Annotated in this window: 22 protein-coding genes, 1 tRNA gene and 1 pseudogene; 9 read left to right on the plus strand and 15 right to left on the minus strand. The window is 64.9% G+C overall.

Annotation, left to right across the window (positions count from 1 at the left end; translation table 11 throughout):
* Positions 1–18 precede the first annotated feature (18 nt).
* Entirely contained in the window at positions 19–1107 is a 1089-nt protein-coding gene (locus A3A5_RS0128510) for a GTP-binding protein (protein WP_018313876.1), read from the plus strand.
* A 35-nt stretch (positions 1108–1142) separates the two neighbouring features.
* On the opposite strand, the gene A3A5_RS0128515 is transcribed toward A3A5_RS0128510, so the two are convergent.
* Complete coding sequence (locus tag A3A5_RS0128515; RefSeq protein ID WP_018313877.1) at positions 1143–2147, minus strand: AraC family transcriptional regulator; 1005 nt, start codon at positions 2145–2147, stop codon at positions 1143–1145.
* Positions 2148–2423: 276 nt separating this feature from the next.
* On the opposite strand from A3A5_RS0128515, the gene A3A5_RS0128520 reads away from it, so the two are divergent.
* The 4 genes from A3A5_RS0128520 (at position 2424) to A3A5_RS39480 (ending at position 6976) form a co-directional block, all read left to right on the plus strand.
* Positions 2424–3773 (plus strand): nucleobase:cation symporter-2 family protein, encoded by a 1350-nt coding sequence (locus A3A5_RS0128520; RefSeq protein WP_018313878.1) that lies wholly within the window; start codon positions 2424–2426, stop codon positions 3771–3773.
* A gap of 3 nt (positions 3774–3776) precedes the next feature.
* A complete protein-coding gene (locus A3A5_RS0128525; RefSeq protein ID WP_018313879.1) occupies positions 3777–5183 on the plus strand; it encodes an amidohydrolase family protein in 1407 nt (468 codons plus the stop codon).
* A gap of 351 nt (positions 5184–5534) precedes the next feature.
* Positions 5535–5723 (plus strand): DUF1484 family protein, encoded by a 189-nt coding sequence (locus A3A5_RS0128530; RefSeq protein ID WP_018313880.1) that lies wholly within the window; start codon positions 5535–5537, stop codon positions 5721–5723.
* A 782-nt stretch (positions 5724–6505) separates the two neighbouring features.
* Complete coding sequence (locus tag A3A5_RS39480; protein WP_018313881.1) at positions 6506–6976, plus strand: hypothetical protein; 471 nt, start codon at positions 6506–6508, stop codon at positions 6974–6976.
* A 98-nt stretch (positions 6977–7074) separates the two neighbouring features.
* On the opposite strand, the pseudogene A3A5_RS0128540 reads toward A3A5_RS39480, so the two are convergent.
* The 5 genes and pseudogenes from A3A5_RS0128540 to A3A5_RS0128560 form a co-directional block, all read right to left on the minus strand.
* Positions 7075–7443: pseudogene (locus A3A5_RS0128540) on the minus strand (type II toxin-antitoxin system VapC family toxin).
* Complete coding sequence (locus A3A5_RS0128545; RefSeq protein ID WP_018313883.1) at positions 7440–7694, minus strand: prevent-host-death protein; 255 nt, start codon at positions 7692–7694, stop codon at positions 7440–7442. Before A3A5_RS0128545 ends, A3A5_RS0128540 begins: the two are co-directional and overlap by 4 nt.
* Before the next feature lie 142 nt (positions 7695–7836).
* On the minus strand, positions 7837–9708 hold the full coding sequence (locus tag A3A5_RS0128550; protein ID WP_018313884.1) for a TRAP transporter large permease subunit: 1872 nt from the start codon (positions 9706–9708) through the stop codon (positions 7837–7839).
* Between the two features lie 44 nt (positions 9709–9752).
* Positions 9753–10772 (minus strand): TRAP transporter substrate-binding protein, encoded by a 1020-nt coding sequence (locus A3A5_RS0128555; RefSeq protein WP_018313885.1) that lies wholly within the window; start codon positions 10770–10772, stop codon positions 9753–9755.
* Between the two features lie 36 nt (positions 10773–10808).
* Positions 10809–12254 carry a mannitol dehydrogenase family protein gene (locus A3A5_RS0128560; protein ID WP_018313886.1) on the minus strand — a complete coding sequence of 482 codons (1446 nt, stop codon included), beginning with the start codon at positions 12252–12254 and terminating at the stop codon, positions 10809–10811.
* Between the two features lie 266 nt (positions 12255–12520).
* On the opposite strand from A3A5_RS0128560, the gene manD reads away from it, so the two are divergent.
* The gene (gene manD, locus A3A5_RS0128565; RefSeq protein WP_018313887.1) at positions 12521–13729 is read left to right on the plus strand and encodes a D-mannonate dehydratase ManD; all 1209 of its coding nucleotides are present in this window, start codon (positions 12521–12523) and stop codon (positions 13727–13729) included.
* A gap of 35 nt (positions 13730–13764) precedes the next feature.
* Positions 13765–14799 carry a Zn-dependent oxidoreductase gene (locus A3A5_RS0128570; protein WP_018313888.1) on the plus strand — a complete coding sequence of 345 codons (1035 nt, stop codon included), beginning with the start codon at positions 13765–13767 and terminating at the stop codon, positions 14797–14799.
* A gap of 117 nt (positions 14800–14916) precedes the next feature.
* Here A3A5_RS0128570 and A3A5_RS0128575 read toward each other — a convergent pair whose 3' ends face one another.
* The 3 genes from A3A5_RS0128575 to A3A5_RS0128585 form a co-directional block, all read right to left on the minus strand.
* A complete protein-coding gene (locus A3A5_RS0128575; protein ID WP_018313889.1) occupies positions 14917–15921 on the minus strand; it encodes a Bug family tripartite tricarboxylate transporter substrate binding protein in 1005 nt (334 codons plus the stop codon).
* A gap of 15 nt (positions 15922–15936) precedes the next feature.
* Positions 15937–17358, minus strand: coding sequence for an amidase family protein (locus A3A5_RS0128580; protein ID WP_018313890.1), 1422 nt, complete (start codon positions 17356–17358; stop codon positions 15937–15939).
* A 106-nt stretch (positions 17359–17464) separates the two neighbouring features.
* A complete protein-coding gene (locus A3A5_RS0128585; RefSeq protein WP_018313891.1) occupies positions 17465–18199 on the minus strand; it encodes a FadR/GntR family transcriptional regulator in 735 nt (244 codons plus the stop codon).
* A 303-nt stretch (positions 18200–18502) separates the two neighbouring features.
* Between A3A5_RS0128585 and A3A5_RS0128590 the strand changes: the two genes are divergently transcribed.
* A complete protein-coding gene (locus A3A5_RS0128590; protein WP_018313892.1) occupies positions 18503–18823 on the plus strand; it encodes a 2TM domain-containing protein in 321 nt (106 codons plus the stop codon).
* Between the two features lie 38 nt (positions 18824–18861).
* Here the strand turns inward: A3A5_RS0128590 and A3A5_RS0128595 are convergent, their stop codons facing one another.
* The gene (locus tag A3A5_RS0128595; protein WP_018313893.1) at positions 18862–19623 is read right to left on the minus strand and encodes a LytTR family DNA-binding domain-containing protein; all 762 of its coding nucleotides are present in this window, start codon (positions 19621–19623) and stop codon (positions 18862–18864) included.
* 14 nt (positions 19624–19637) lie between these two features.
* The gene (locus tag A3A5_RS0128600) at positions 19638–20531 is read right to left on the minus strand and encodes a sensor histidine kinase (RefSeq protein ID WP_369797834.1); all 894 of its coding nucleotides are present in this window, start codon (positions 20529–20531) and stop codon (positions 19638–19640) included.
* Positions 20532–20872: 341 nt separating this feature from the next.
* Between A3A5_RS0128600 and A3A5_RS0128605 the strand changes: the two genes are divergently transcribed.
* Entirely contained in the window at positions 20873–22705 is a 1833-nt protein-coding gene (locus tag A3A5_RS0128605; RefSeq protein ID WP_018313895.1) for a DEAD/DEAH box helicase, read from the plus strand.
* Between the two features lie 55 nt (positions 22706–22760).
* On the opposite strand, the gene A3A5_RS0128610 is transcribed toward A3A5_RS0128605, so the two are convergent.
* From A3A5_RS0128610 to A3A5_RS0128630, 4 genes are all read right to left on the minus strand, one after another.
* Positions 22761–22836 (minus strand) — tRNA-Thr (locus A3A5_RS0128610).
* Positions 22837–22888: 52 nt separating this feature from the next.
* Positions 22889–23377, minus strand: coding sequence for a ClpXP protease specificity-enhancing factor (locus tag A3A5_RS0128615; RefSeq protein WP_018313896.1), 489 nt, complete (start codon positions 23375–23377; stop codon positions 22889–22891).
* Between the two features lie 57 nt (positions 23378–23434).
* Positions 23435–24046 carry a glutathione S-transferase N-terminal domain-containing protein gene (locus A3A5_RS0128620; RefSeq protein ID WP_010812311.1) on the minus strand — a complete coding sequence of 204 codons (612 nt, stop codon included), beginning with the start codon at positions 24044–24046 and terminating at the stop codon, positions 23435–23437.
* 221 nt (positions 24047–24267) lie between these two features.
* Positions 24268–25011, minus strand: a complete 744-nt coding sequence (locus A3A5_RS0128630) for a cytochrome c1 (RefSeq protein ID WP_018313899.1) — start codon at positions 25009–25011, stop codon at positions 24268–24270.
* Positions 25012–25018: the final 7 nt, after the last annotated feature.

Raw genomic sequence — 25018 nt, forward strand, 5'->3', positions numbered from 1 at the left:
TAAGAATCAGGAGACAACATGAACGCACCTGCCGTCGCACAACAGCCGCCCGTCCCGGTCACCATCCTTACCGGCTTCCTCGGCTCGGGCAAGACGACGCTGCTCAACCACATCCTGACGCAGAAGCACGGCCACCGCATCGCGGTGATCGAGAACGAGTTCGGCGAGGTCGATGTCGATTCCGACCTGGTGATGACCTCGGACGAGGAGATCTACCAGATGACCAACGGCTGCATCTGCTGCGTGGTCGATGTGCGCACCGACCTCGTGCGCATCCTGCAGAAGCTGCTGGAGCGGCCCGAGCGCTTCGACCATATCCTGGTGGAGACCAGCGGCCTGGCCGACCCGACCCCGGTGGCGGCGACCTTTTTCATGGACAACGAAGTCGCCAGGCAGGTCACACTCGACGGCATCCTGACGCTGGTCGACGCGGTGCATATCGAAAGCCATCTCGACGACCCGCAGCTGACCGGCTTCGACAACCAGGCGGTCGACCAGATCGTCGCTGCCGACCGCGTGATCCTCAACAAGACCGATCTGGTCGACGCCGCGCAGCTCGACCGGCTCGCGGCCCGCATTCACCGCCTGAACGAGGGCGCGCAGATCCTGCGCTCCAACTTTGCGCAGGTGGACCTGGGCAAGATCCTCGGCATCGGCGGCTTTACTACGGGCACGATCCAGGCAGACGCGCACGATGACCACCGCGATCATGCGCACGACCACGACCATCACGACCATGTGTGCAACGAGCATTGCGACCACGTGCACGATGACGACGCGCATGGCCACCGCCACGATCCGTCGGTCACGTCCGTATCGCTGGTGTTCGACCAGCCGTTCGACCGCCAGCGCCTGGAGCACGGCCTGAAGGCCCTGCTCGCGGCGCAAGGCGACGATGTGTTCCGGATGAAGGGGATCGTGGCGGTGGAGGGCGATGACCGGCGCTACGTGCTGCAGGCGGTGCACCGGCTGATGGATTTCCATCCCGCCGATGCCTGGGGATCGGAAGCCGCGCAAAGCAAGTTCGTGTTCATCGGCCGCCACCTCGACAAGCTGCGCTTGCAGACGCTGCTGAAGGTCTGCCTGCCCGTGGCCCAGGCAGCCTGATTCCGTACTGAACAGCAGCAGAGGCTGACTTGCCGTCAGTCCTGCTGCACCGCCGCCCGCAAGGTCTGCGACGGCAACTCGCCGAACTCGCGCCGGTACTCGCGCGAGAACAGGCTCAGGTGCGTAAAGCCGTGCCGCAGCGCGATCGCGCTGACCATCCCCTTCTCTTGCCGCGCCCGCTGCAGATCGGCGCGGGCGCCATGCAGGCGCAGCAGACGCAGGTACTCCATCGGCGTGGTGTTCTTGTTCTTGCGAAAGCCCAGCTGCAAGCTGCGCGCCGATACACCGCAATGTGCGGCGATCTGCTCCAGCGTCAGCGGCTGGTCAAGGTTGGCGCGCAGGTAGGCGATGGCATTGCGCACATAGTCCGGCAGCACCGCCTCGAACCGGCGCGGCAACATATCGCCATCCGCGGCAAAGCGGTCGAGCAGCAGTGTCGAGAGCACGATGCGCTCGATACTGCCATCCACCGCCGGCACGCCGCCGCCTTCGCGCCGCACCCGCGTTTCCGCGCGCAGGTAGCTCACCAGTGCCTGCCAGCGCTCGGCACGGCCATCGTCCGCCACCGGCTGCATGTCGAACTCAATCGGCACCGGTGGCTCGAAGCTGAACTGCTGGCGGAACGCCTCGTCAATCAACTGCCGGCGGATCACCACGCTGAAGCGTTCGCAGCCCGGGTCCAGCGACAACGTGGCCGGCACGGTGGGCGAGAACACAAAGGTCGCACCCGGCGGCATCAGCATCGCACCGCGCGGGGTCTCCACGCGGCAGGTGCCCGCCAGCACGGTCTGGATCACGAACTCATCCTTGTTCGGCTGCGGCTCGATCTGCACCGCCTGGTTGTAGGCGATGGTCACCAGCGTCAGCCGGCCGATGGTGCTGGTGTCGATACGGGCATCGAGCGCCGCATCGGCTTCCGCCGCACGCAGCCGCGTCGGGCCGAACACGCGCCCGGACAGCGACTGGATGCGATCCAGGTCACCGCCGCGGCTGACTGGCGAGCGGGAGGCTGCAGCAAACCATCCTGCGGTGGGTGACATGGCGTTGGGAAAAAGGTTGAAAGAACCGGCGAAACACTGCGCTTCCGGAGCATCCGGACAGCGAGGAACATGCGCATCCATCCTATGACCACCCCCGCCCTCACGCAACCCAAGGGAAACCCCTGATGCCCCGGGCGCGCATTTTGCGAGCGCGATTGCGGCCCCGTGCCAGGGCCTTCGCAATAACGCTATGACGGACCGAGCCCGGCAACCACAGACCGGCCCAGCCGCCGCCGGCATGGCGCACTTCCCCAGCACGCGGCAGGAGACAACATCATGCAAGCAGCGGTTCACCCCGTCGACCAGATCCTGCCGGCACGCGCCATGGCGTCGCTCGGCTTCCAGCACATGCTGGTCAGTTATCTCGGCGCCATTGCGGTGCCGATGATCGTGGCCGGCGCGCTCAAGATGTCGCCGGCGCAGACCACCATGCTGATCAGCACTGCCCTGTTCACCTCCGGCATCGCCACCCTGCTGCAGACCGTCGGCTTCTGGAAGTTCGGGGTGCGCCTGCCGCTGATGCAAGGCGTGGCGTTCAGCTCCGTGGGTCCGGTCATCGCCATCGGCACCGATCCATCGCTGGGCTTCAACGGCGTCTGCGGCGCCATCATCGCCGCAGGCGTGATCGCGATGTTCCTCGCGCCCGTCATCGGCAAGCTCAAGCGCTTTTTCCCGCCAGTGGTCAGCGGCTGCACCATCACCGCGGTGGGCCTGTCGCTGTTCCCGGTTTCGTTTCACTGGTTTGGAGGCGGAAGGGGCGCGCCGGAGTTCGGCGCCCCCATCTTTTTTATCGTCGCCTTCGGCGTGGTGGCGCTGATCCTCTTTATCAACCGGCACGGCAGCGAGCTGGTCCGCAACCTGTCGGTGGTGATCGGCCTGCTGGTCGGCGGCGCCGTGGCGTGGATGCTGGGCATGGGCAGCTTCGACGAAGTCGCGCGCGCGCCATGGTTCACCATGGTGACGCCGTTTGCCTTCGGCATGCCCACCTTCAACGTGGGCGCCATCACCACCATGGTGATCGTGATGGTGGTGCAGATGGTGGAATCGATGGGCCTGTTCATCGCCGTCGGCGACATCGTCAAGCGCCCCCTGACTGAGCGCGATGCCACCCGCGGCCTGCGCGCCAACGGGCTAGCCAGCGCCATCGGCGGCATGTTCGCGGCGTTCCCGTATATAGCCTTCATGGAGAACGTGGGGCTGGTCATCGTCACCGGGGTGCGCAGCCGCTGGGTGGTCGCCACCTGCGGCGTGATGCTGTGTGCCGTGGCGCTGGTGCCCAAGATCGGCGCGCTGTTTGCATCGATCCCGGCCGCGGCGCTGGGCGGCGCCACCATGGTGATGTTCGGCGTGGTCGTCGCCGCCGGCATCAAGACGCTGGGCGAGGTCGAATACGACCGCAATCCCAACAACCTCTCCATCGTCTCCATCACGCTTGGCTGCGCGATGATGCCGGTGATGCTGCCCGGCATGCTGGAGAAACTGCCCGGCTTCCTGCAGCCCTTTGTCCACAGCAGTGTGATCATCGCCTGCGTGGTCTCCGTGGTCCTCAACCTGATTCTCAACGGCGTGCCCGCGCGTGAAGCCGACGAGCTGCCCGCCAGTGCCGACAACGTCCAAGGGGTCTGAAACATGGTGCAGAACACCAACGCCACCAGCGCCGCGCCCGCCGGCGGCCTGCTGATCCGCAACGCCGCCGCCGTCATGACCGGCCACACCGGCCATGCTGCCCGCGCTGGCGCCGCCGACATCCGCATCCGCGGCGGCCGCATCGCCGAGATCGGTGCAGCCCTGCCGCGCCAAGGCGGCGAAGCCGTGCTCGACGCCACCGGCTGCGTGGTCTACCCGGGCTGGGTCAACACCCACCACCACCTGTTCCAGAACCTGCTGAAGGCCGTGCCTAGCGGCATGAACGTGGGGCTGGAGCAATGGCTGGCCTCCGTTGCCTACCCGCGCCTGGCGCGCTTCACGCCGGAGATCTTCCGCATCGCCGTGCGGCTTGGCATGGCCGAGCTGCTGCTGTCCGGCACCACCACCTGCGCCGATCATCACTACCTCTACCATCACGGCCACGGCGCGGAGACCGGCGACGTGCTGTTCGAGGTAGCGGAAGAGCTTGGCATGCGCCTGGTGCTGTGCCGCGGCGGCGCCATCCAGTCGGCCTCCGATCATCCGGGCATGCGCGCGACCGCACTGGTGCCGGAGACGCTGGACGAAATGCTGGCCGATATCGAACGGCTGAAGGCGCGCTACCACGACGCCTGCGCAGATGGCCTGCGGCGCGTGGTGGTCGCGCCGACCACGCCAACCTTCTCGCTGCCGCCCGCACTGCTGCGCGAGCTGGCCGCCTTCGGTCGCGGCATGGACCTGCGGCTGCATTCGCACCTGTCCGAGACCGACAACTACGTGAAGTTCTGCCGAGAGAAGTACCAGTGCACGCCGGTGCAGTTCGTGGCCGACCATGACTGGCTGGGGCCCGATGTCTGGTTCGCCCACCTGGTCACCGTGAATCCCGAAGAGATTCGCATGCTCGCCGTGACCAACACCGGCATGGCGCACTGCCCCGTCAGCAATGCGCGACTGGGCAGCGGTATTGCGCCGGTGCGGGCGATGGCGGATGCGGGCGTGCCGATTTCACTAGGCGTCGATGGGGTGGCGTCCAATGAATCGGGCAGCATGGTGCATGAGGCCAATTTCGCGTGGCTGGTGCACCGGGCGCTGGGGGGGGCCGCACAAACCCGCGTGGAGGAAGTCATCCACTGGGGCACCGCGGGCGGTGCGCAGGTGCTGGGGCTGCCGGGGATCGGCACGCTGGCACCGGGGCAGTCGGCTGACTTGGCGATCTATGACGTCAGTGGGCTGCGGTTCCATGGATTCCATGACATCGGCACGGCGCCGGTGGCGGCTGGCGAGCCTACACCGGTGCGGGATGTGCTGGTTCGTGGGCGGCAGGTGGTGCGCGATGGCGAGATCGTTGGTCTTGATCTGGAGAAGCTGCGCCGGGAAGCGCGGGAGGCATTGGCAACGCTGGTGGATTGAGGGCAGGTTTAGGCGTTTTGCGATTTGCTGGCGCGCGCCTCTCGGGCAGGATGCCGCGTCTGTATGGGAATGCGAAGTGTCCTATCGCGTCGCGCGCCGTGAAGCGGGAGACTGAGGCTGTCATCGAACAACGGTGACCGAGTGTGGAAACTCGAATGCCAAAGCCGGACCGGTCGTACTTGACGATCGGTCCCGCCCATACGCGCAAGCCATCCTGCTATGGCGGGCCGGGCGAGGCAGCCGCGAGGCTGACCGGCATTGGCTTTGGCACCGGTTTCCACCCTCGTCGTCAGGCCCGCCGCCCTCCTCTGGTGTCGCGCGGCGGACCTTCATCCAACGATAGGAGGTCCTATGTCGGAAATCGATCTATCCTCAGCGCGGTACAGTCTTTTGGCGGTGGCAGCGGGTATTGACGGGGTGCTTGCACTGCTGGAACAGCAGAGCGAATGGTGGGAGGGGTGCTTTGGGGCGTTTTGCTTGCTCGGGTTGGTGAAGGCGCAGTTGGAGCGGGTGTTGGAGGAGGAGTTGCCTGCTTCCTGATGTGGTCGGCATTGCGGTTGGGTGACGTGCTTGACGGGCGTGGGCTGTTTCGCCGGCGTAGCCGGCGAGTCACTTTTTGGCCGAGCGCCAAAAAGTAACCAAAAAACGCGTCGCCTGAGCGGCTGGCAATAAATTGCACGGCGTTGGTGGTTCGAGCGGTGGTGATTTCCGCTGATGTGATTGGTGGTTCGAGCCAGCTACGCTCCCTGTCTGGTGCCTGCGTCGACGGACTATTGGACGAACCCGACTTTAGGTTGTTGGCAGCCTGCTAAGACCGCCATCGGGGGGACGCCTTCGGCTGCGCTGCGCGCACGCAGCATCTCAGGTCGGAGGCACGGGCACGGAGTGCATCGCTGCGCTCGCACCGCGTGGTCGCGGATGAGCCGAACCCAACGCTATTAGGAAGTGGTCGGTCGCTCTGCTTAGGGCCGGCGCAGCAGCCGTAGGCGTCCCCGAGATGCGGCTGGCAGCAGGCGGCCTACGCCCTGCATGGGGATTGTTCAATAGTGGGTTAACGCAGGCACTGCCACACACTCACATGGCGTAGCAGGCTCGAACGGGCAACCACATCGAACGAAAATCACCGCCGCGGGAACTACCAACGCCGTGCAATGGATTGCCAGCCGCATAGGCGACGCGTTTTTCTGCTTACTCTTTTGTCGCTCGGACAAAAGAGTAAGTCGCCGGCTACGCCGGCGAAACAGCCCACGCTAGTCAAGAGCGACTACCCGGGAAACAACACCATGCTAATCGTCGAACAATCAAAATAATGGGTAAGGAAGATGTACCACTACACTGCCGGCGGCCTCAAAAACGTGTGGCTGGCCAATGGATACGAAATCCAGAACACGCTTCACGGCAAAGGCGTATCGATCAAAGATCTGGACGGCCTTTGCGTCGCCATCTGCCTCGCCCTGGCGAAGAAGCCATCCCCCCTGAGCGGTACCGAATTCCGCTACATCCGCAGCGCCGGCTTGATGCAATCGCAGGCCGGTCTGTCGAAACTGCTGGGGAACAATGAGCAGGCCGTTGCACGTTGGGAGAAGACTGGCAAGTTGCCAAGGTGGGCCGACAAACTCGTGCGCCTGCTTTACCTGGCGCGCGCAGAAGGCAGTGCCCCTATTGCGTCAGTCATTGAACGCATCAACGCAGTCGAGCGCGCGGAGAAGCAAAAGATCGTGCTACGCGCGGCAAAATCCGGGTGGGCATCTAAGGTAGAGTCACAAGGCAGTGACGAAGGCATTGCGGCATAAGACTCGATGCGCGCGAAAAGCGCCTTCACCGCCGGCTGCCGACTCAGGGGCGAGAACTTCTATAGGTTCGGCAACTGAGAAACGACGGCGACTCACGATCAAGCCTCCCAAGGGTTTAGGATGCTGACGCCAGTTGCCATGAAGTCGGCGACATTCCGTGTAACGACGGTCATACCGTGCACGATTGCTGTGGCGGCAATCAACGCATCCCGCTCCGATTGCCGGTCTGGTACATGCAGCCGAGCGCAACGCAGGGCCACGGCGGTATCAATGGGCAAAACGCGGCCTGCGAATTCGGGCAATACATAGTGGTCCAGCCACGCCCGCACCATCGCTGCCCAGGCTCGCATTCCGCCGCTCGATTTGCAAGACACCGGCTTCCACCACGCTGCAACGTTTGCATCAGCCTTACCGCCTCGGACCTTGCGCAGTTCGGAAACGACATTGGTATCGAGTACGAGCATCATGTGAGATCAGCGGGGCGGAATTTGGTGTTGGCACGTGGCGGATTGAACTCGATGTCGTCAGTTCCTGGCATCGCGAGTGCGTCTGCAATATTGCGACCCTGCTGGGTAAGCCTCTGATATCCCTCGAAGCTCAACAGCACATGCGCCGGTTTTCCGCGGTCCATGATGAAGACCGGACCGTCCTTCGACGCCCTCTCGGCTCCTGTCACGTCCTGATTGAGTTCTCGGCTCGATAGGGTTGTGATCGTCATGATGACACTCCCAGCAACTTCAATGTAGTGACATTATTAAAAGGCGATGCAACCATGCTGTGCCTATACCACGAGGAGATAGCCTTCCCGTTTCCGAGGCCGCCTGCGGCTTGCCGCCTAGCAGGCGAGCCGCGCAAAGCCCTCACAGAAATCCCACCGAAAACCACGGCACCAGCGTCAGCAACAACAGCGCAATGAAAAGTGCCGCCATATGGGGCCAGACCCGCGGCATCGCCACGTCCGGCGAAACGCGCCCGATCGCACAGGCGGCATAGAAGCCCACGCCAAAGGGCGGCGCAAACAGGCCCAGCCCCATCGCAAAGATCACCACCATGGCGTAGTGCACCTCATGCACGCCGACCAGTCTGGCGATGGGGAACAGCAAGGGCCCGAACAGCACGATCGCCGGGATGCCTTCCAGCAGGCTGCCCAGGATCACGAACGCCAGCGCGGATACCAGCAGGAAGCCAAGCTTGCCGCCCGGCACCGTCGACAGGATCGTCACCAGGTCTTGCGCAAAGCCTGACTGCGTCAGCGCCCAGGCCATGGTGGTGGCGCAGCCGACAATCAGCAGGATCGCCCCCGACAGCGCCGCAGTATCGAGCAGCATCGGATAGATCTTGCGTAAGTCAAACTGCCGGTACACCAGCACCCCGGCCAGCACCGTGTAGAAGATGCCGATGGTCGACACCTCCGTCGCCGTGGCCACGCCCTCCACCACGGCGGTGCGGATAATCACCGGCAATGCCAGCGCGGGCAGCGCCACCAGCAGGGATCTCAGCAGCGCCGTGCGCGACGGCCGCACCGTGCCGCCCATGTCTTCCTTGCGCGTCTGCCACCAGACCACGCACGCCATCATCACCAGCCCGACCACCGCGGGCATCAGCCCGCCGACAAACAGCGCGGTGATCGACACACCGGTCACCGAGCCAACGGTGATCAGCACGATGCTCGGCGGAATGGTTTCAGACATCGCACCCGATGCCGACAGCAGCCCGATCAGGTCACCGTCCTTCGCGCCGCGCTGCTTCATCTCCGGGAACAGCGCCGGCGCCACCGCGGCCATGTCCGCCGCCTTGGAGCCGGAGATGCCTGAGACAATGTACATCGCCCCAAGCAGCACATACTGCAACCCGCCGCGAAGGTGGCCGATCAGGTTGGCGAGGAAGTTGATCATCGCGCGCGCCAGGCCGGTCATCTCGATCAGCCCGCCCAGGAAGATGAACAGCGGCACCGCCAGCAGGATCAGGTGAGACATGCCCTCCTGCATGCGGTTGGGGATGATAGACAGGGGCGTTGCCGTCGACAACGCCAGGTAGCACAGCGTGGACAAGCCAAAGGCAAAGGCGATGGGCACGCCGATGGCCACGCACAGGACCAGCATCAGCAGGAAAAAGATCACCAGGTTGGCATTGCCCAACCCCATCAGTACGGGCGACAGCAGGTACAGCAATCCGCCGCCGGCAGCCACCAGCAGGCCACTGAGCGCCACCTGCTTTCGGCTCGACCGTTGGAGCAGTTGCGCGGCTGCCGTCAGCAGCATCAGCACGGCCCCGACCAGGACCGCGCTGGCACGCCAGGCTTCGCTTACCTCCAGCGTTGGCGTCGATACATCCAGATGTTCGGTCAGGTGCTCCCACGCAGGCCAGGCCAGCAACAGCAGGAACACCATCACCAGCCACATGCCGAAGGCGTCCACCCAGGCGCGCGTTGCGGGCGACAGGTCCTTGATGAAGGTGGTGAGTTGCATGTGCGCGCTGCGATGCAGCGCAATGATGGCGCCAAGCATCGCCAGCCAGACGAAGAGAATGCTGGCCAGTTCCTCCGTCCACGGGATTGGGGCGTGCAGCGCGTAGCGCGCGAAGGCCCCGCCCCCAAGGATCAGAATTTCGGCCAGCACGATCAGCGCCGCCGGTAATTCCACCATGCCGGCGAGGAACCGGGTCCAGCGGCCTCCGGCGGTCAGTGGAATACAGGCGGCAGGCGTGGCCAGGGGTTCCGCAGTGTGCTGCATCGATGTCTCCTGTTGCGTGCGGGTTCATTCAGGCCCCGAGGCCCTTAGGTCAGCCGGCCGGTGTACTTTTCCAGCGCCGACCACGCGTCCTCGCCGTACTTCCTGCGCCATTCCGTGTAAAAGCCCGCGCTTTGCAGCAGGTCGCGGAATGGTGCCGGATCCGGCCGGTTAAAGATGACGCCGTAGCGAGCCATCTCCACCTGCGCTTCGGCATTGACGCGTGCGATGTCCTCGCGCTGCTTCAGTGCCGCAGCGGTAAAGTGGGTGGTGAGCGCTGCCTGCACTTCCCCAGGCAGCGCCTGGAACTTCTTCGCATTGCCGAAAATAAAATGGCCATCCCAGGTATGCCCGGTAAGCGAACAGAATTTCTGCACTTCATAGAGCTTGCCGCTTCGGATCAGTCCTAGCGGCGTCTCCTGGCCATCGACCACCCGGGTCTGCAGCGCTGAATAGAGATCGGCAAACGGTATGACCGTCGGCGCCGCCCCCAACGCCTTGAACATGGATACCCACAGCGGAATCGCCGGAACGCGGATCTTGAAACCCTTCAGGTCCGCGGGCGTATTCACTGGCCGGCTTGCCGACGTGATGTTGCGATAGCCGTTGTCCAGGCTTTTCTCGAACACATGCAGGTTCACCTTGCGGAGCAAGCCGCGCACATAGGCACCCAGGTCGCCGTCCATGGCGGACCACACAGTGGCGTAGTCCTTGAAGGCAAAAGGGATGCCGTTGATGCTGGCGGCCGGCACCCGCGTCTGCAGGTTGGTGCTGGCCGTCGACATGAAGTCGAGCGCGCCGGCAAGCGTCTGCGACACCATGTCCGGCTCGCTGCCGAGCTGGCTGTTTGGATAGATCTGCAGGTCGACCTTGCCACCGGTGTCCTTGCGGATGGCCTGCGCAGCTTCCACGATGCGCAGCGTGCCCGGGTGGTCCGCCGGAAACGCGGTGCCGTACTTCAGCCTGATGGTAGCGGCCTGGGCCATGACGCATCCGATCGGCAGCGTCATGGCGATGCTGCCGACGGCAAGCGCGCCAAAACGGCGGCGGGTGAATGGGTTGGACATGGTGAGGTTGTCTCCTTGTTGTCTGGTGGGGATGGATCAGAACGACAGCAGCGCGGCCGCACCGCCAAGGCGCAGCACCGCCAGGTGGCGGGCAAGCCGGGCGGCCAGTGGCGCCGGCCACGGCTCGCTGCCAAAAACCGCGACGTGCGCCAGCGCCGCACGGACGGCGTCAGGATCGCTGTGCGCGGCACGCAGGCGTGCTGCCAGCGCAGGCGCGCCGGGATCGTGGAAGGCAAGCGTCTGGCCGCTGTCGCTGCGCTCACCGCGCAGGCAATGCAGCCAGGCCGCGAGCGCACACTCAAGATAGGGTCGCTCGGCGCCGGCGCTAGCGCGCAAGGCGGGCAGCCACCGCACCGGCACCTTCTGCGTGCCGTCTGCCGCAATCTGAGCGGTGCGATGCTCGAGCGCGGCATTGCGGAAGCGGTCCAGCAATGCCTCGCTGTAGCGGCCGACGTCATATCCCGGCGGTGCCTGCACGGTCGACTGCAGGTCAGCCATCACGCCGGTGGCGAAGGCGCCGACGAGCGGATCGGCCATGGCGTCGGCAACAGTCTCCAGGCCGCACAACTGCCCGGCATAGGCGATGGCAGAGTGCGTGCCGTTGAGCAACTGCAGTTTCATGGCCTGGAAGGGACGGACATCGCCAGTCAACAGCGCCCCGCCCGCCTCCCATGCCGGCCGTGGTCCCGCAAAGCAATCCTCGATGACCCATTGCGTGAACGGCTCGCAGACGATCGCGGCCTCGTCGTGCAAGCCCAGCCGCTCCAGCACTTCATGGCGTGACGTCGGCGTGGCGGCCGGCACGATGCGGTCCACCATGGTGTTGGGCAATGCCAACTCGTCGCGCACGCGCCGGGCCAGCGGCGGATCGATCAGCTCCGCGTACTGCGCCAGCAGCTTGCGCAGCGTATCGCCGTTGCCGGGCATGTTGTCGCAGCACACGATGCTGAGCGGCGCTCCGGGAGGCCGGCGGCGCAGGCCCGCGGCCAGTACGCCAAGGGTGCTCCTGGGCGTGTCCGGATGGGCCAGGTCATGCCGGATATCGGCGTTGCCGGTATCGAGGTCCGCGCTGGACGGAAGCTGGCAGTAGCCCTTTTCCGTCACCGTGCAGGTCACCACGGGAATGGCCGGATCTGCCAGCGCGCCGATCACCTCGGCCAGCGCGTGCGGTGCATACCAGGCCTGCACCACGGCGCCCACGATGCGCGTTGTGGCCGCCGCGCCTTCACGCTCGGTCACCGAATACAGGTAGTCCTGCGCCGCCAGCGCCCGGGGCGTACGCGGCTCCCTCAGGCTGACGCCGACAATGCCCCAGCGTGTATCGCCTGCGCAGATCGCCGCCTCCGTATACAGCGCCTGGTGCGCGCGATGAAACGCGCCAAGGCCGAGATGGACCAAGCCGCGGGACAAGCGGCTGCGGTCGTAGCCAGGCAGGCGCACGTCGGCGCGGGCGCTGCAACAGGTGCGTTGCGTCAGCCTCATGATCGGTACCTCGGCATCTCTGTTGGCCGCATCGTGCGTGCACCCGGCGTTGTTTCCATGCGGTGCAAAGTAGCATGCGGGAGGCGTGCGGAATGTGCAGTCCTTTCGCGATTCAACTGCAGCAAGCGCTGCATTTCATTGCAGAATCGGCTGTACTCCGCCCCACTCACCACGCTGTACTCTGGGTCGCATCCACACCGATGCAGGCGCTGCGCGAACTGGCGCCCCGTCGGACCACTTCCATGACGATCCGGCCGGAGCCACCCTTGAAGATCGAACAGATACAGACCATCGTCACTTGCCCCGGGCGCAACTTCGTGACGGTCAAGGTGCTCACCGATGAAGGCGTGTACGGGCTGGGCGACGCCACGCTCAATGGCCGCGAACTGGCGGTGCGGGCTTACCTCGACGAGCACGTGATCCCCTGCCTGATCGGCCGCGACCCGCGTAACATCGAGGACATCTGGCAATACCTTTACCGCGGCGCCTACTGGCGGCGCGGGCCGGTCACGATGACCGCCATCGCGGCCATCGACATGGCGCTGTGGGACATCCTGGGCAAGCTGGCCGGCATGCCGGTGTACCAGCTGCTGGGCGGCAGGAGCCGCCATGGCCTGATGGTGTACGGCCACGCCAACGGCCGCGACCACGCCGAAGCCATCGACGCCGTGCACAGCCATATCGAGCAAGGCTACAAGGCGATCCGCGTGCAGTCCGGCGTGCCGGGCCTGTCGAAGGTGTACGGCGTAGGCGCGCAGCGGGGCCACTATGAACCCGCGGAGAAAGGCCTGCCCCCGGAGGAGCCGTGGGACACGTCGCTCTATCTGCGCCACACACCGGAACTGTTCCGCAAGGTGCGCGAGGCAGTCGGCTTCGAACCCCATCTGCTGCACGATGCGCACCACCGGCTGACCCCGGTCGAAGCGGCCCGCCTCGGCAAGGCGCTGGAGCCCTATAGCCTGTTCTGGCTGGAAGACGCCACGCCGGCCGAGAACCAGGACGCCTTCCGGCTGATCCGCCAGCACACCACCACGCCGCTCGCGGCTGGTGAAGTCTTCAATTCGCTGTGGGACTGCAAGGAGCTGATCAGCCACCAGCTGATCGACTACATTCGCGCCACCATCGTTCACGCCGGCGGTATCACGCACGTGCGGCGCATTGCGGACTTCGCCGCGATCTACCAGGTGCGCACGGGCTTCCACGGCGCCACCGACCTGTCGCCGGTGTGCATGGCCGCGGCCGTCAACTTCGGGCTGTGGGCGCCTAACTTCGGCATCCAGGAACTGATGCCGCATGGCGCCCTCACCGACGAGGTCTTTCCGCACAACTACCGCTTTGAAGACGGCTACCTGGTGATGGACGAAGTGCCGGGCCTTGGCGTCGACATCGATGAGTCGCTGGCGGCGAGGTATCCTTACGAGCGCGCGTACCTGCCGGTGGCGCGCCTGCGCGACGGCGCGATGTGGAACTGGTAGCCCGCCGTGCCAGTTGACCTGAACAAGGAGCCAGCATGTTGAGCGTCGTCGTCGAGCAACCGATGCGCATGGCCGTGTGCGAGCGGCCGACCCCGGAGCCTGCCGAGGGCGAGGTACGCGTGCGCGTCCGTTTCGCCGGCATCTGCGGTTCGGACCTGCATATTTTCCACGGCAAGAACCCGTTCGCCACCTATCCGCGCATCGTCGGCCATGAGTTCGTCGGGCGTGTCGACGCGGTCGGTGCCGGCGTCAGCGTCTTGCGCCTTGGCGAACGGGTGGTGGTGGATCCGGTGGTCAGCTGCGGCCAGTGTCATGCCTGCCGGATCGGCCGGCACAATGTCTGCAGCCGGCTGCAGGTGATCGGCGTGCACCGCGATGGCGGCTTCACCGAGTACGCATGTGTGCCGGCGCGCAATGCCTACGTGGTCCCCGATGGCATGGCGGCCGCCAGTGCCGCGGTGATCGAGCCGTTTGCCGTGGCGGCACACGTCACGCACCGCACCGGCGTGCTGCCCACGGACCTTGCGCTGATCTACGGCGCGGGGCCGGTGGGCCTTAACCTGCTGCAGGTCCTCAAGCGCGTGTATGGGATACGGGCCTTCATCACCGACCACGTCGATGAGCGCCTGGCGCTGGCGCGCGGCTGCGGGGCGGAGGACGACGAGATCATCAACACCTCGCGCGAGCCGCTTGCGCAGGCACTGGCCCGGCGCGGCGTGGAAGGCGGGCCGACGCTGGTCTACGACGCGGTCTGCCATCCGGCCATCCTGGAAGAAGCCGTGCGCATCGCCGCGCCGGCGGGCCGCATCGGCGTGCTGGGGTTTTCCGCCACGCCGTCGGCCCTTCCGCAACAGTTGCTGACCGGCAAGGAACTGACCCTGTACGCCTCGCGCCTGAACTGTGCGATGTTTCCCACCGTCATCGACTGGATCGCGCGCGGGCTGGTGGATCCGGGCCACATTGTCACGCACCAGGTCGGCCTGCGCGATGTCGCCGGCGCGTTCGACCTGGCCGCAAGCCAGCCGCGCGTGAGCTGCAAGGTGCTTCTCGATCTGGGCGGGGACGCCTGACATGCGCGCGCGCTTCGACATCGTCGCGCTCGGCGAAGCCATGGTGGACGAGGCTAGCCAGCCTGCCTGACCGGCTGCGCAGGTGTGCCTGCCGCCGGCGCAGGCAGGCAATGCCGCTCAATCTCCCTTAAAACCCGACGCCTTGATCACCGGCGTCCAACGTGCCGAGAGTGCGCTGGCGTATCCGGCAACCTCATCAGGGGTGCCGCCGGGCAGGATGTCATAGCCGGCGCGCGCCAGCTTTTCGCGCACGTCCGGCATGGCCAGAACCTTGCGCACGGCCTGATACCACTGCGTCGCCACCTCGGGCGGCGTGCCGGCGCGGACATAGAGCAGGTAGCGCGACGAGGTCACGAGGTTGGGAAAGCCGGATTCCGCAAAGGTCGGCACATCGGGCAAGGCATCGGCACGCTTTTCACCTGCCACGGCCAGCACGCGCAGCTTGCCGCCGCGATGCAGCTCGGTGAAGGTCGTGATGGCGTCCATGCCCGCCGCGATCTGGTTGCCCATCATTTCCGTCGCCATTGCCGCGCCACCGCGATATGGCACCAGCGTGCTGCCGGTGCGGGACTGGCTGACGAACTCCACGGCAAGGAAATGCAGCAGCGTGCCAACCGTGCTGATGCCGATCGAGTAGTCAGCCGGCCTGGCCCTGCCGGCCTTGACGAAGTCGGCCAGCGTCTTGATGGGTGAGCTGGCGCTGACCGCTAGGCCGAACTGGACGCCGGTCACATCGGTGATCGTCTTGAAGTCCGTGGCCGGATTGAAGCGCATGTTGCTGTAGATCAGCGGCCCGATGAACATCGGGTCGACAGGTGCCAGCAGCACGGTGTTACCGTCAGCCGGGGCATTCTTCAGGTATTCGGCCGCCACGCGCGTGCCGGCACCGGGACGGTTGTCGACGATGACGGTGCGGCCCATGGCGTCTTTCAGCTTCTCGGACAGCAGGCGGCCCATGTAGTCGGCCGGCCCGCCCGGCGGAAACGGCACGATGATGCGCGAGACCGACTGCGCCCAGGCGGCTCTCGAGAGCAGGCCACCGGTACACAAGGCGGCAGCGGTGCCGGCCAGCATGGCGCGGCGCGAAAGACGTGGGGTGAAAGCAGGATTGCGTTCGTTCATGGGAACCTCCTGGGTCTAGATGCCGGTTTGCACGTCGGTGAAAGGGGTGAAGCGCGCCGCGGCTTCAATGGCCTGGCCGGCGCGCAGCAACAGGTCCTCGCGGAAGCGCCATGCCATCAGCTGCACGCCGACGGGCACGCCGTCGGCCATGCCTGTCGGCACGGACAGCCCGGGCATGCCCAGCATGGCCGTTGCCAGCAAGGGGCTCTGTGCGTGGAGCAAGGCACTGTTCTCTTCAGGCGTGCGGATATCCGCGTCTTGAACGCTCGGGCGCTGCCACGACACCGGCATCAGCACTAGCGGGTACGTTTGCATGAACAGCGACCAGTTGCGTGCGATCGCCTGGCGCCGCGACAAGGCATCCAGAAAGCCATCGCGATCGGTTTCAGGCATCCCGTCCAGCATGTTGCGCTGGCTTTTCCGCATGGCCTCGTCGCCATGCTGGTCCACGCCCGCAATGATGCTGCGGCGGCTGTCGTCGACCGTCAGCGTGCGCCACAATGCTGCCGCTTCCATGAAGTCAGGCAGGCTGGCTTCCTCGACGGCGTAGCCCGCTTGCTGCAACCAATGCGCGGCGCTGTCCAGCGCTGCGCTGACCGCGGGATCGACTGGAATGCCCGGACAGCGTCGGAACAGCGCCACGCGGATCGGCCCCGGCGGCAATGGCAGTTCCAGCGGCACCGGCACCCAGGCGGGGTCGCGCCCGTCGGGGCGTGCCATGGCGTGATAGCCGAGGCGCAGGTCGGCAATGCTGCGTGCCAGCGGCCCTTGCACGGACATGAGTTGCGGCGTGATGCTTCTCTCGACCGTGGCCGACGGGTTGTACGCCGGCACCCGCCCCGTCGTTGGCCGCAAGCCGACGACACCGCAGGCATAGGCCGGATAGCGAATCGAGCCGCCGATGTCGTTGCCATGCGCCAGCGCCCCCATGCCGGAAGCGACCGCGGCAGCGGCTCCGCCGCTGGAACCGCCGGGGGTGATATCCGCATCCCACGGATTCAGCGTGCGCCCGTGCAGGCCGTTTTCGGTGAACCAGCGCGATGAATAGGTAGCCGTATTGCTGCGCCCGACGATGATGGCCCCGGCACTGCGCAGGTTTGCAACGACAGGCGCATCCTCGCGCGCGATGTTGTGCTTCAGCGGAATCACGCCGTTGGTGGTGGCATGGCCCGCCTGGTCGACATTGATCTTGATCGTGACCGGCACGCCATGGAGCGGCCCCAGTTCTGCGCCCTCAGCGACCTGGCGGTCCGCGGCATCCGCGCTGGCCAGCGCCTCTTCTGCCAGCACCGCCGGCAACGCATTCAGACGTGGGTTAAGGGCGTCGATGCGGGCCAGCACGCTGGCCGTGACCTCGCGGCAGGAAATCTCCCGCCGCCGCACGGCATCGGCAATGTCGACGGCGCTCCAGCGCCAAAGCGTTTCATCAGGTTTCACGTCAAGGCTCCCAGGATTCAGGCAATAGGAATCCCACCCGCCGTGCCGGAGGCGACGATGGCGGTTGGGTGTGCAGAAAAAAAGGGGACGCTAGCGCGTCAGGGAATCAGTCGCCCGGGCTCATCAACAAGCTCCCGCGATCCACCCGGGACTCGGCCTCGAGGGCCAGGGACTCCGCGTGCTCCATGTGCTCTTGCATCAGGGCACGCGCACGCTCGGGGTCGCGCGACCGGAAGGCTTCGATCAACGCGTTGTGGCTGTGGAAGATCTCTTCATCGAAGTCGTCGAAATCGTCCTGGGCATTGCGCACCACAATGACGCGGCGAATGATGTCGTTGAGCAGGCGGCAGAACAGCGCCAGCATCGGGCTGCTGCACGCATCGGCCAGCCGGTCGTGAAACAGCAGGTCGGCTTCGCGCCGCTCGTTCCAGTCCGTGCTGCCGCCATGTTCAGGGTGGCTCAGCCCGACCAGTGCTTCCAGATCGGCGATATCGGCATCGGTCAGGCGCAAGGCGGCGTTGGCGGCCAGTTCAGGCTCAACGGCGCGGCGCAGGGCGTACAGCGTGACGATGTCGACTGACTGGAAGTACAGGAAGTTGGACACTGCCTCCAGGCATCGCTCATAGGGCGGTTGCGTCAGCGTGGCGCCGCCGTTCGGCCCCGTGCTGACCTTGACCAGCCCCTGGGCCTGCAGCGAGGCAAGCGCCTCACGCACCGTCCCGCGCGCAACGCCCATCTGTTCGATCAGCGCCGCTTCCTGCGGCAGCTTGTCGCCGACCTTCTGGTGCGACTGCACGATCCAGCGCTTGATATCGTTGACCACCTGGTCCGAACGCTTCACGCGTTTGCTGCCCTCTATCTGAGGGGTAGGCTTGAAGTCCATCGTTTCGTATTTATGATCATAATTATCATGATTATGGTCAACGAGCGGGCTTTTCCTATGCGGGTATTCCCGGCGGCAGGCCTGAACGCGTAATCGGGGCGCAAGAAATCAGTACAAGGAGATCTCGAAGCCACCGACATTCGCGCTGTCCGCATGCTCAACGGCGAACGAAAACCGTCGATTCGGCCCATGGGCCTGGAGTGGCGTTTGGTCGTCGCCTATACCTGACGCAAGCCAACCATCTTCATACCGAGGTATCCCATGCACCACGCCTTTCCACCCGACGACCCCAACGCCATGGCCTATTGGCGCGCGCGCCGCATGGTGCGCGCCCTGCGCGGCTGGTATATCCACCTGCTGGTCTACGCCGTCGTCAATGGCTGGCTTTGGTTCCGCTTCTTCTACTTTCCGTCGCCGCCGTGGTCGCATTCCGCCACCACCGGCTGGCCGTGGCCGCTGACCACCACCCTGGCCTGGGGCCTGGCGCTGACGGTGCATGGGTTGCTGGTGTGGACGCGACTGTCGCGCCGCGGACGTGACTGGGAACAGCGCAAGATCCAGGAATTCATGGATCGCCAGTGAATCCCTCAGCCGGCGGCGCAGTAGCGCCGCCGGCCGCGTTACATCTGCCGGAACCGGTGCATGTAGGCGCGCGATACCGGCAGCTCGGCTTCGCTGTCGCGCATCCGGACAAAGAGCCGTCCTGACTCATCGCGGCGCGTGCCGGCCACGTATTCCATGTTGACGATGGACGAGCGGTGGATCTGCCAGAACACCTCGGGATCGAGGCCGGCGATCAACTCCGCCAGCGGCGTGCGGATCAGGTGCTCGCCATCGCGGGTATGCACGACCACGTACTTGTCGTCGCTCTGGAAATACATCACCTCCTGGATCGGCACGTGGCTGGTGGTGTTGCCGCGGCTGGCGCGTACCCAGCGCAGCTGCCCGCCGTTATCCGCGCGCGGCTGGGCGCGGGTGAGCTGGTTCAACAGCTGGGCCAGTTCAGGCAAGGGCGCAGCTTCCTGCAACGCCTTGCGCAGCCGCTCGATGGTGCGGCCAAGGCGCTCCTCGCTGACCGGCTTGACCAGGTAGTCGACTGCCGCGCGCTCGAACGCATCGAGCGCGAATTCGTCATAGGCCGTGACGAACACCAGCCGCGTATCGGTTTCAATCCCTTGCGCCACCTCGAGGCCGGACAGGCCGGGCATCTTGATGTCGAGGAAGGCGACGCTCGGCGACAACCGTGCGATGGCGTCGGCGGCTTCGATGCCATTGGCCGCCTCGGCAACGATCTGCAGTTCCGGCCAGAGGCGTTGCAGCTTGCCGCGCAGGTACGCGCGCAGGTGCTCTTCATCGTCGGCAATCAGGGCGGTGGGCGTCATGGAGCGTCTGCGTTTCAGGATTGGCGCGGCAGCGGGATTTCGATCAGTACGGCAGTGCCCGGCGCGCGCTCTTCGATTCGCACATGGGCATCGCCGTCATACAACACGGCCAGCCGCTCACGCAGGTTCGAAAGCCCGACGCCGGCACCCGCCGAGGGGCGAAAGCCCATGCCATCGTCCTCGATGGTTGCAAGCATGCGCGGGCCGCGCCGCTCCAGCCGGACCAGCAGCCGCCCGCCTTCGACCTTCGGCTCCAGCCCATGCTTGATCGCATTCTCGACCACGGGCTGCAGCAGCATCGGCGCCAGCGGCATCGGCTCAAGTTCCGGGTCGACGTCGACTGAATAATGCAGCCGGTCACCCATGCGGATGCGGATCAGCGCCAGATAGTCACGCAGCAGCTTCGCCTCCTGCGCCACCGTGCCTTGCGTGGCGCGGCTGGCTGCAAGCGACGCGCGCAGATAGGCGATGAAATGCTCCAGCATCAGCGTGGCCTTCTGCGGCGCGGGCTCGATCAGGCTGACCACGTTGGCCAGGGTGTTGAACAGGAAGTGCGGCTCGATCTGGGCCTGCAGCAGACGCATGCGGGCTTCCACCAACTGCTTCTCCGTCGACAGCGTGCGCACCTGTTCCTGCGCCATGTATTGTGCGATCTTGCGTTCTTCCCACTGTCGCCCAAGCAGGCCGACGCGGCCCCAGGTCATGACGCCATGCACGGCAAGGCCGATGCCCCAGCCCATAAGCGGGGCGCCAGACCAGGGGCGATGCGGCGACGTCACCACGTTGATCCCGATCAGCAATGCATTGACCGCCACGTAGAGCATGGCGTGCATGTAGAAGAAGCGGAGTGCGCGCACGCGGCGGCGAGCGTCTTCGTAGGCGCGCTGTTCGGGGGCGGATCGCCAGATGCGGGAGTTGGGGGAATGCACGGGCGGGCGGTGGGGGGCGGAGATGGAGGGAGGTTACCACTGCGCTCCGGGCTCTGATACGGCGGTGCCGGGAATCGACAGATTGGCGGCGTGGATCGCCGGAAAGCAGACGCAGACCGCCTGGCGCCCTTCCCCCGGAGCTTCCGGCGCGCCGGTGCCGTCACCCTGCAAATCGATAAAACTACTGAAACAGCCACCGTTACCGTTTTGTGCCTACAATTGCCGCATAACAAACCTGCCTGACCACCGTCGCACCGGGTCCGCGACACAAGCCGTGGCCAGCGCAGTTCCTGAACGGGCAATAAGAAGAGCAACAACGCATGGCCACGCTGATTCCCGCGCTGGGTTCGGTCACTTCGCGCATGACCAGTGGAGAGAGACGCTTCGCCGAGCGTCTGGAGACAAAGCTGGAAGACGACTACCTGTGCTGGTATGACGTCGCCATCGGCGAGAAGACCAGGCACCCCGATTTCATCGTCTTCCATCCCAGCCGGGGTCTGCTGGTGCTGGAGGTCAAGGACTGGCGGCTGGATACCATCCGGGAGATCGACCAGCGCGATGTCACGCTGCTGACGGATCGCGGGCTGGTGCGGGAGATGAATCCCCTCGAGCAAGCCCGGCAGTACATGTTCTATGTCACCAACCTGCTGCAGCGCGATCCGCAGCTGGTCTGGCCCAGCGGCTCACTGAAGGGCAAACCCTTCTTCCCCTACGGCTGCGGCGTCGTCCTGCCCAACATCACGCGCGCGCAGTTCGACAAGACCAACCTCGGCGACGTCCTGCCGCCACACCTGGTGATCTGCCAGGACGAGATGTACGAGACGGTCGACGCAGAACACTTCCAGCAGCGCCTGTGGGAGATGTTCCCGGTCAAGTTCACCTTCAAGCTTGCCTTGCCGCAGATCGAGCGGATCCGCTGGCACCTGTTTCCGCAGATCCGCATGCCGGAGCAGCGCGCGCTGTTTCCGGAGGATGCCGCCAAGCCACTGGACATGCCGGATATCCTTCGCGTCATGGACCTTCAGCAGGAGCAGCTGGCCCGCAGCCTGGGCGAAGGCCACCGGGTGATTCACGGCGTCGCCGGCTCCGGCAAGACGATGATCCTCGGCTACCGGGCGGAGCATCTGGCCAAGATCGTAAGCCGGCCGGTCCTCGTGCTTTGCTACAACAAGACCCTCGCCGCCAAGCTGGCGGCGACGATGATCGAGAAAGGCATCGAAGAGAAGGTCCACGTTTATAACTTCCATGCGTGGTGCTCTCGGCAACTAGAAACTTACGGTATTGACCGGCCGAAGGGGCGCCCAAGCGATGCGCTCTTTGAGGAAATGGTGAATCGGGTCATCCAGGGCGTGGACCGCAAGGCAATCCCGGCGGGCCAGTACGATGCCGTGCTTATCGACGAGGGCCATGACTTCCGGCCGGAGTGGTTCAAGCTGGTGGTCCAGATGGTGAATCCGGAAAGCAATTCGCTATTGGTGCTTTATGACGACGCGCAGTCCATATATGGCGGCGCCAGGAAGCGCGGGATGACCTTCGCCAGTGTGGGCGTCCAGGCCCGTGGTCGTACGACCATTCTCAAGCTGAACTATCGCAATACCCAGGAAATCCTGGCCGTCGCGCGTAGTTTTGCGGATGACTTGCTGCGGCCGACTGAGGCCGCCGAAGACGAAGCGCCAACTGTGCAACCTGTCGGCGCTGGCCGCCGCGGTAACAAGCCGCTGCTGATCGAATTGCCAACCATGGAGGCGGAGGCTGAACGCATTGCGCAAATCCTGACGGATGAAAACCGGGCCGGGACACCGTGGTCAGAGATGGCGGTGCTCTATCGCCATTGGGACACGGTCGGCCATGTCACCAGCGCGCTGACACGCAAGCGCATCCCGTTTGAATGCCCGCAAATCACCAAACGTTTTACGCCCGGCGCGGACAGCGTCAAGGTAATCACCATGCATAGCAGCAAGGGGCTGGAGTTTCCGCTGGTGTGCATTCCGGCCACGGGGATGCCGCACAAGCATGATGAGGCGGACGAAGACGAAGCGCGGCTGATGTATGTGGCGATGACGCGGGCCACGCGGCAATTGGTGATGACGTTTGGGGAGGGGTCGCGGTTAGCTGGAAAGTTGCGGGACGCTGTCGGACGGCTACAGCGGTAAGTATTCGAGAGGACAAAAGCAAAGCGGCTTCCCGATCGGGAAGCCGCTTGAATTCTGGTGCCGGCTGCAGGACTCGAACCCGCCACCTGATGATTACAAATCAACTGCTCTACCTGATGAGCTAAGCCGGCATGTCTGGTGCAGACCGCGATTCTACTGCATTGCGGGCCGCTTTGGGATGGCTTACTTCACCACTTTCAGTGCGGGCTTCTTGCTGCCGATGCGGGGCACCGGGGGCGGCGTGTCGTCGTCGCCGGGGCCGGCGTCGGTGGTAGTTGCCGAGGTCTCGGCTTCCACCGGGGCCAGCTTGGGCGGCGGGTTGTTTTCGCGCTCGGTGGCGGCCTGGGTTTCCGGCAGGCTGCGTTCGACCGGGAAGGCCATGCCCTGCCCGTTCTCACGGGCGTAGATGGCCAGCACGTTCTCGACGGGGACGTCGATCTTGCGCGACACGCCGCCGAAGCGTGCGCTGAAAGTGATCCATTCGTTGCCCATGTCCAGGCCGCTGGTGGCGTCGAAGCTGACGTTGAGCACGATCTCGTTGTTCTTGACGAACTCGCGCGGCACGCTGGTGTTGGCGTCGACGAAGACGGCGATGTACGGCGTGAAGCCGTTGTCCGTGCACCATTCATAGATGGCGCGGATCAGGTAGGGCTTGGTGGAGGTTTCAGGCATTGTGCTTCCAGTGGCGCCGTGGTGGCCCGAGGGCGGATGCCTTCGGGCCCGTGCCGGTTAGCGGCGCATCACCTTTTCGGACGGGGTGAGCGCTTCGATGTATGCGGGACGGCTGAAAATGCGTTCAGCATACTTCAGCAACGGCGCGGCGTTCTTCGACAGCTCAATGCCGTAGTGGTCCAGGCGCCACAGCAGCGGCGCGATGGCGACGTCGAGCATCGAGAACTCTTCGCCCAGCATGTACTTGTTCTTGACGAAGATAGGCGCAAGTTGCGTCAGGCGGTCGCGGATCGCGGCGCGGGCGCGTTCGTGGTTCTTCTCCGCTGCCTTGCCCTTTTCGTTCTCCAGCGTGTAGACGTGGGTGAACAGTTCCTTTTCGAAGTTGAACAGGAACAGGCGGGCGCGGGCGCGCTGCACCGGGTCAGCCGGCATCAGCTGCGGGTGCGGGAAGCGCTCGTCGATGTATTCGTTGATGATGTTCGACTCATACAGGATGAGGTCGCGCTCGACCAGGATGGGCACCTGGCCGTACGGGTTCATCACCGAAATATCTTCGGGCTTGTTGAACAGGTCGACGTCGCGGATTTCAAAATCCATGCCCTTTTCAAACAGGACAAGGCGGCAACGTTGGGAAAACGGGCAAGTCGTACCCGAATACAACACCATCATGGTTGGATTCCTTGGGCTTAGCCGAAGCAGGGTCGGACAGTAAGGTCTGACATTCTGCCAAAGTCGGCCACCAGAATGCAAATTAGTGGCAAATAGCGCACTTTATTGATGCGCTTCTGCAGCTTTTCCAAGAGAAAAGGCCAGGGGCGGTGCTGCGTTCGCAGCGGCCACCCCTGGCCTTTGTCCCTGTCCGGGGCCCGGATTCGGGCCCCGGTCATGCCTTACTTCACATCTTTCCAGTACGCGGCGTTGAGGCGCCAGGCCAAGACGGTGAACACGCCCAGGAACAGCAGCACCCAAACGCCCAGGCGCTTGCGGTGGTTCTGCGCAGGCTCGGCCATCCAGTCCAGGAAGCCGACCAGGTCAGCGGTGGCCTGATCGTACTCGACCTTGCTCAGCTTGCCCGCGCTCAGTTGCTCGAAGCCGGCAAACTTGTGCACCTTCTCGCCGTGCTCTTCCACTTCCGTGAACTTGGCGGCGCGCTGGCCCTGCAGTTCCCACAGCACGTGCGGCATGCCGACGCTGGGGAACACCAGGTTGTTCCAGCCGGTGGCGCGGCTGTCATCACGGTAGAACGTGCGCAGGTAGGTGTAGAGCCAGTCGTTGCCGCGGGCGCGGGCGATCACCGACAGGTCCGGCGGCTGTGCACCGAAGAAGGCCTTGGCTTCCTTCGGCTGCATGGCAATGGTCATGGTCTCGCCAACCTTGTCCGCGCTGAACAGCAGGTTCTCGCGGATCTGGTCATCGGTCAGGCCGATGTCCTTGAGCCGGTTGTAGCGCATCATCGATGCGCCGTGGCAGTTCAGGCAGTAGTTGACGAACACCTTGGCGCCGCGCTGCAGCGACGATAGGTCGGCAGTGTTCACCGGTGCCGGCTCAAGGGGGAAGCCCCCCTCGGATGCCATGGCAGGCGCGCCGGCAAAGCATGCGCCGGCCAGCGCGAGGATCGAAAGCAGCTTTTTCATCTTGTGT

Origin of the sequence: Cupriavidus sp. UYPR2.512 (genome assembly GCF_000379565.1) — a bacterium.
Taxonomy (GTDB): domain Bacteria; phylum Pseudomonadota; class Gammaproteobacteria; order Burkholderiales; family Burkholderiaceae; genus Cupriavidus.

What these genes read in the sequence shown, in the direction of transcription:
- A3A5_RS0128555 (WP_018313885.1), bottom strand. Translation starts at nt 10,772, where the DNA reads ATGTCCAACCCATTCACCCGCCGCCGTTTTGGCGCGCTTGCCGTCGGC.
- A3A5_RS0128530 (WP_018313880.1), top strand. Translation starts at nt 5,535, where the DNA reads ATGTCGGAAATCGATCTATCCTCAGCGCGGTACAGTCTTTTGGCGGTG.
- A3A5_RS0128560 (WP_018313886.1), bottom strand. Translation starts at nt 12,254, where the DNA reads ATGAGGCTGACGCAACGCACCTGTTGCAGCGCCCGCGCCGACGTGCGC.
- A3A5_RS0128515 (WP_018313877.1), bottom strand. Translation starts at nt 2,147, where the DNA reads ATGTCACCCACCGCAGGATGGTTTGCTGCAGCCTCCCGCTCGCCAGTC.
- A3A5_RS0128525 (WP_018313879.1), top strand. Translation starts at nt 3,777, where the DNA reads ATGGTGCAGAACACCAACGCCACCAGCGCCGCGCCCGCCGGCGGCCTG.
- A3A5_RS0128520 (WP_018313878.1), top strand. Translation starts at nt 2,424, where the DNA reads ATGCAAGCAGCGGTTCACCCCGTCGACCAGATCCTGCCGGCACGCGCC.
- A3A5_RS0128590 (WP_018313892.1), top strand. Translation starts at nt 18,503, where the DNA reads ATGCACCACGCCTTTCCACCCGACGACCCCAACGCCATGGCCTATTGG.
- A3A5_RS0128550 (WP_018313884.1), bottom strand. Translation starts at nt 9,708, where the DNA reads ATGCAGCACACTGCGGAACCCCTGGCCACGCCTGCCGCCTGTATTCCA.
- A3A5_RS39480 (WP_018313881.1), top strand. Translation starts at nt 6,506, where the DNA reads ATGTACCACTACACTGCCGGCGGCCTCAAAAACGTGTGGCTGGCCAAT.
- A3A5_RS0128510 (WP_018313876.1), top strand. Translation starts at nt 19, where the DNA reads ATGAACGCACCTGCCGTCGCACAACAGCCGCCCGTCCCGGTCACCATC.
- A3A5_RS0128615 (WP_018313896.1), bottom strand. Translation starts at nt 23,377, where the DNA reads ATGCCTGAAACCTCCACCAAGCCCTACCTGATCCGCGCCATCTATGAA.
- A3A5_RS0128570 (WP_018313888.1), top strand. Translation starts at nt 13,765, where the DNA reads ATGTTGAGCGTCGTCGTCGAGCAACCGATGCGCATGGCCGTGTGCGAG.
- A3A5_RS0128575 (WP_018313889.1), bottom strand. Translation starts at nt 15,921, where the DNA reads ATGAACGAACGCAATCCTGCTTTCACCCCACGTCTTTCGCGCCGCGCC.
- A3A5_RS0128605 (WP_018313895.1), top strand. Translation starts at nt 20,873, where the DNA reads ATGGCCACGCTGATTCCCGCGCTGGGTTCGGTCACTTCGCGCATGACC.
- A3A5_RS0128545 (WP_018313883.1), bottom strand. Translation starts at nt 7,694, where the DNA reads ATGACGATCACAACCCTATCGAGCCGAGAACTCAATCAGGACGTGACA.
- A3A5_RS0128630 (WP_018313899.1), bottom strand. Translation starts at nt 25,011, where the DNA reads ATGAAAAAGCTGCTTTCGATCCTCGCGCTGGCCGGCGCATGCTTTGCC.
- A3A5_RS0128620 (WP_010812311.1), bottom strand. Translation starts at nt 24,046, where the DNA reads ATGATGGTGTTGTATTCGGGTACGACTTGCCCGTTTTCCCAACGTTGC.
- A3A5_RS0128595 (WP_018313893.1), bottom strand. Translation starts at nt 19,623, where the DNA reads ATGACGCCCACCGCCCTGATTGCCGACGATGAAGAGCACCTGCGCGCG.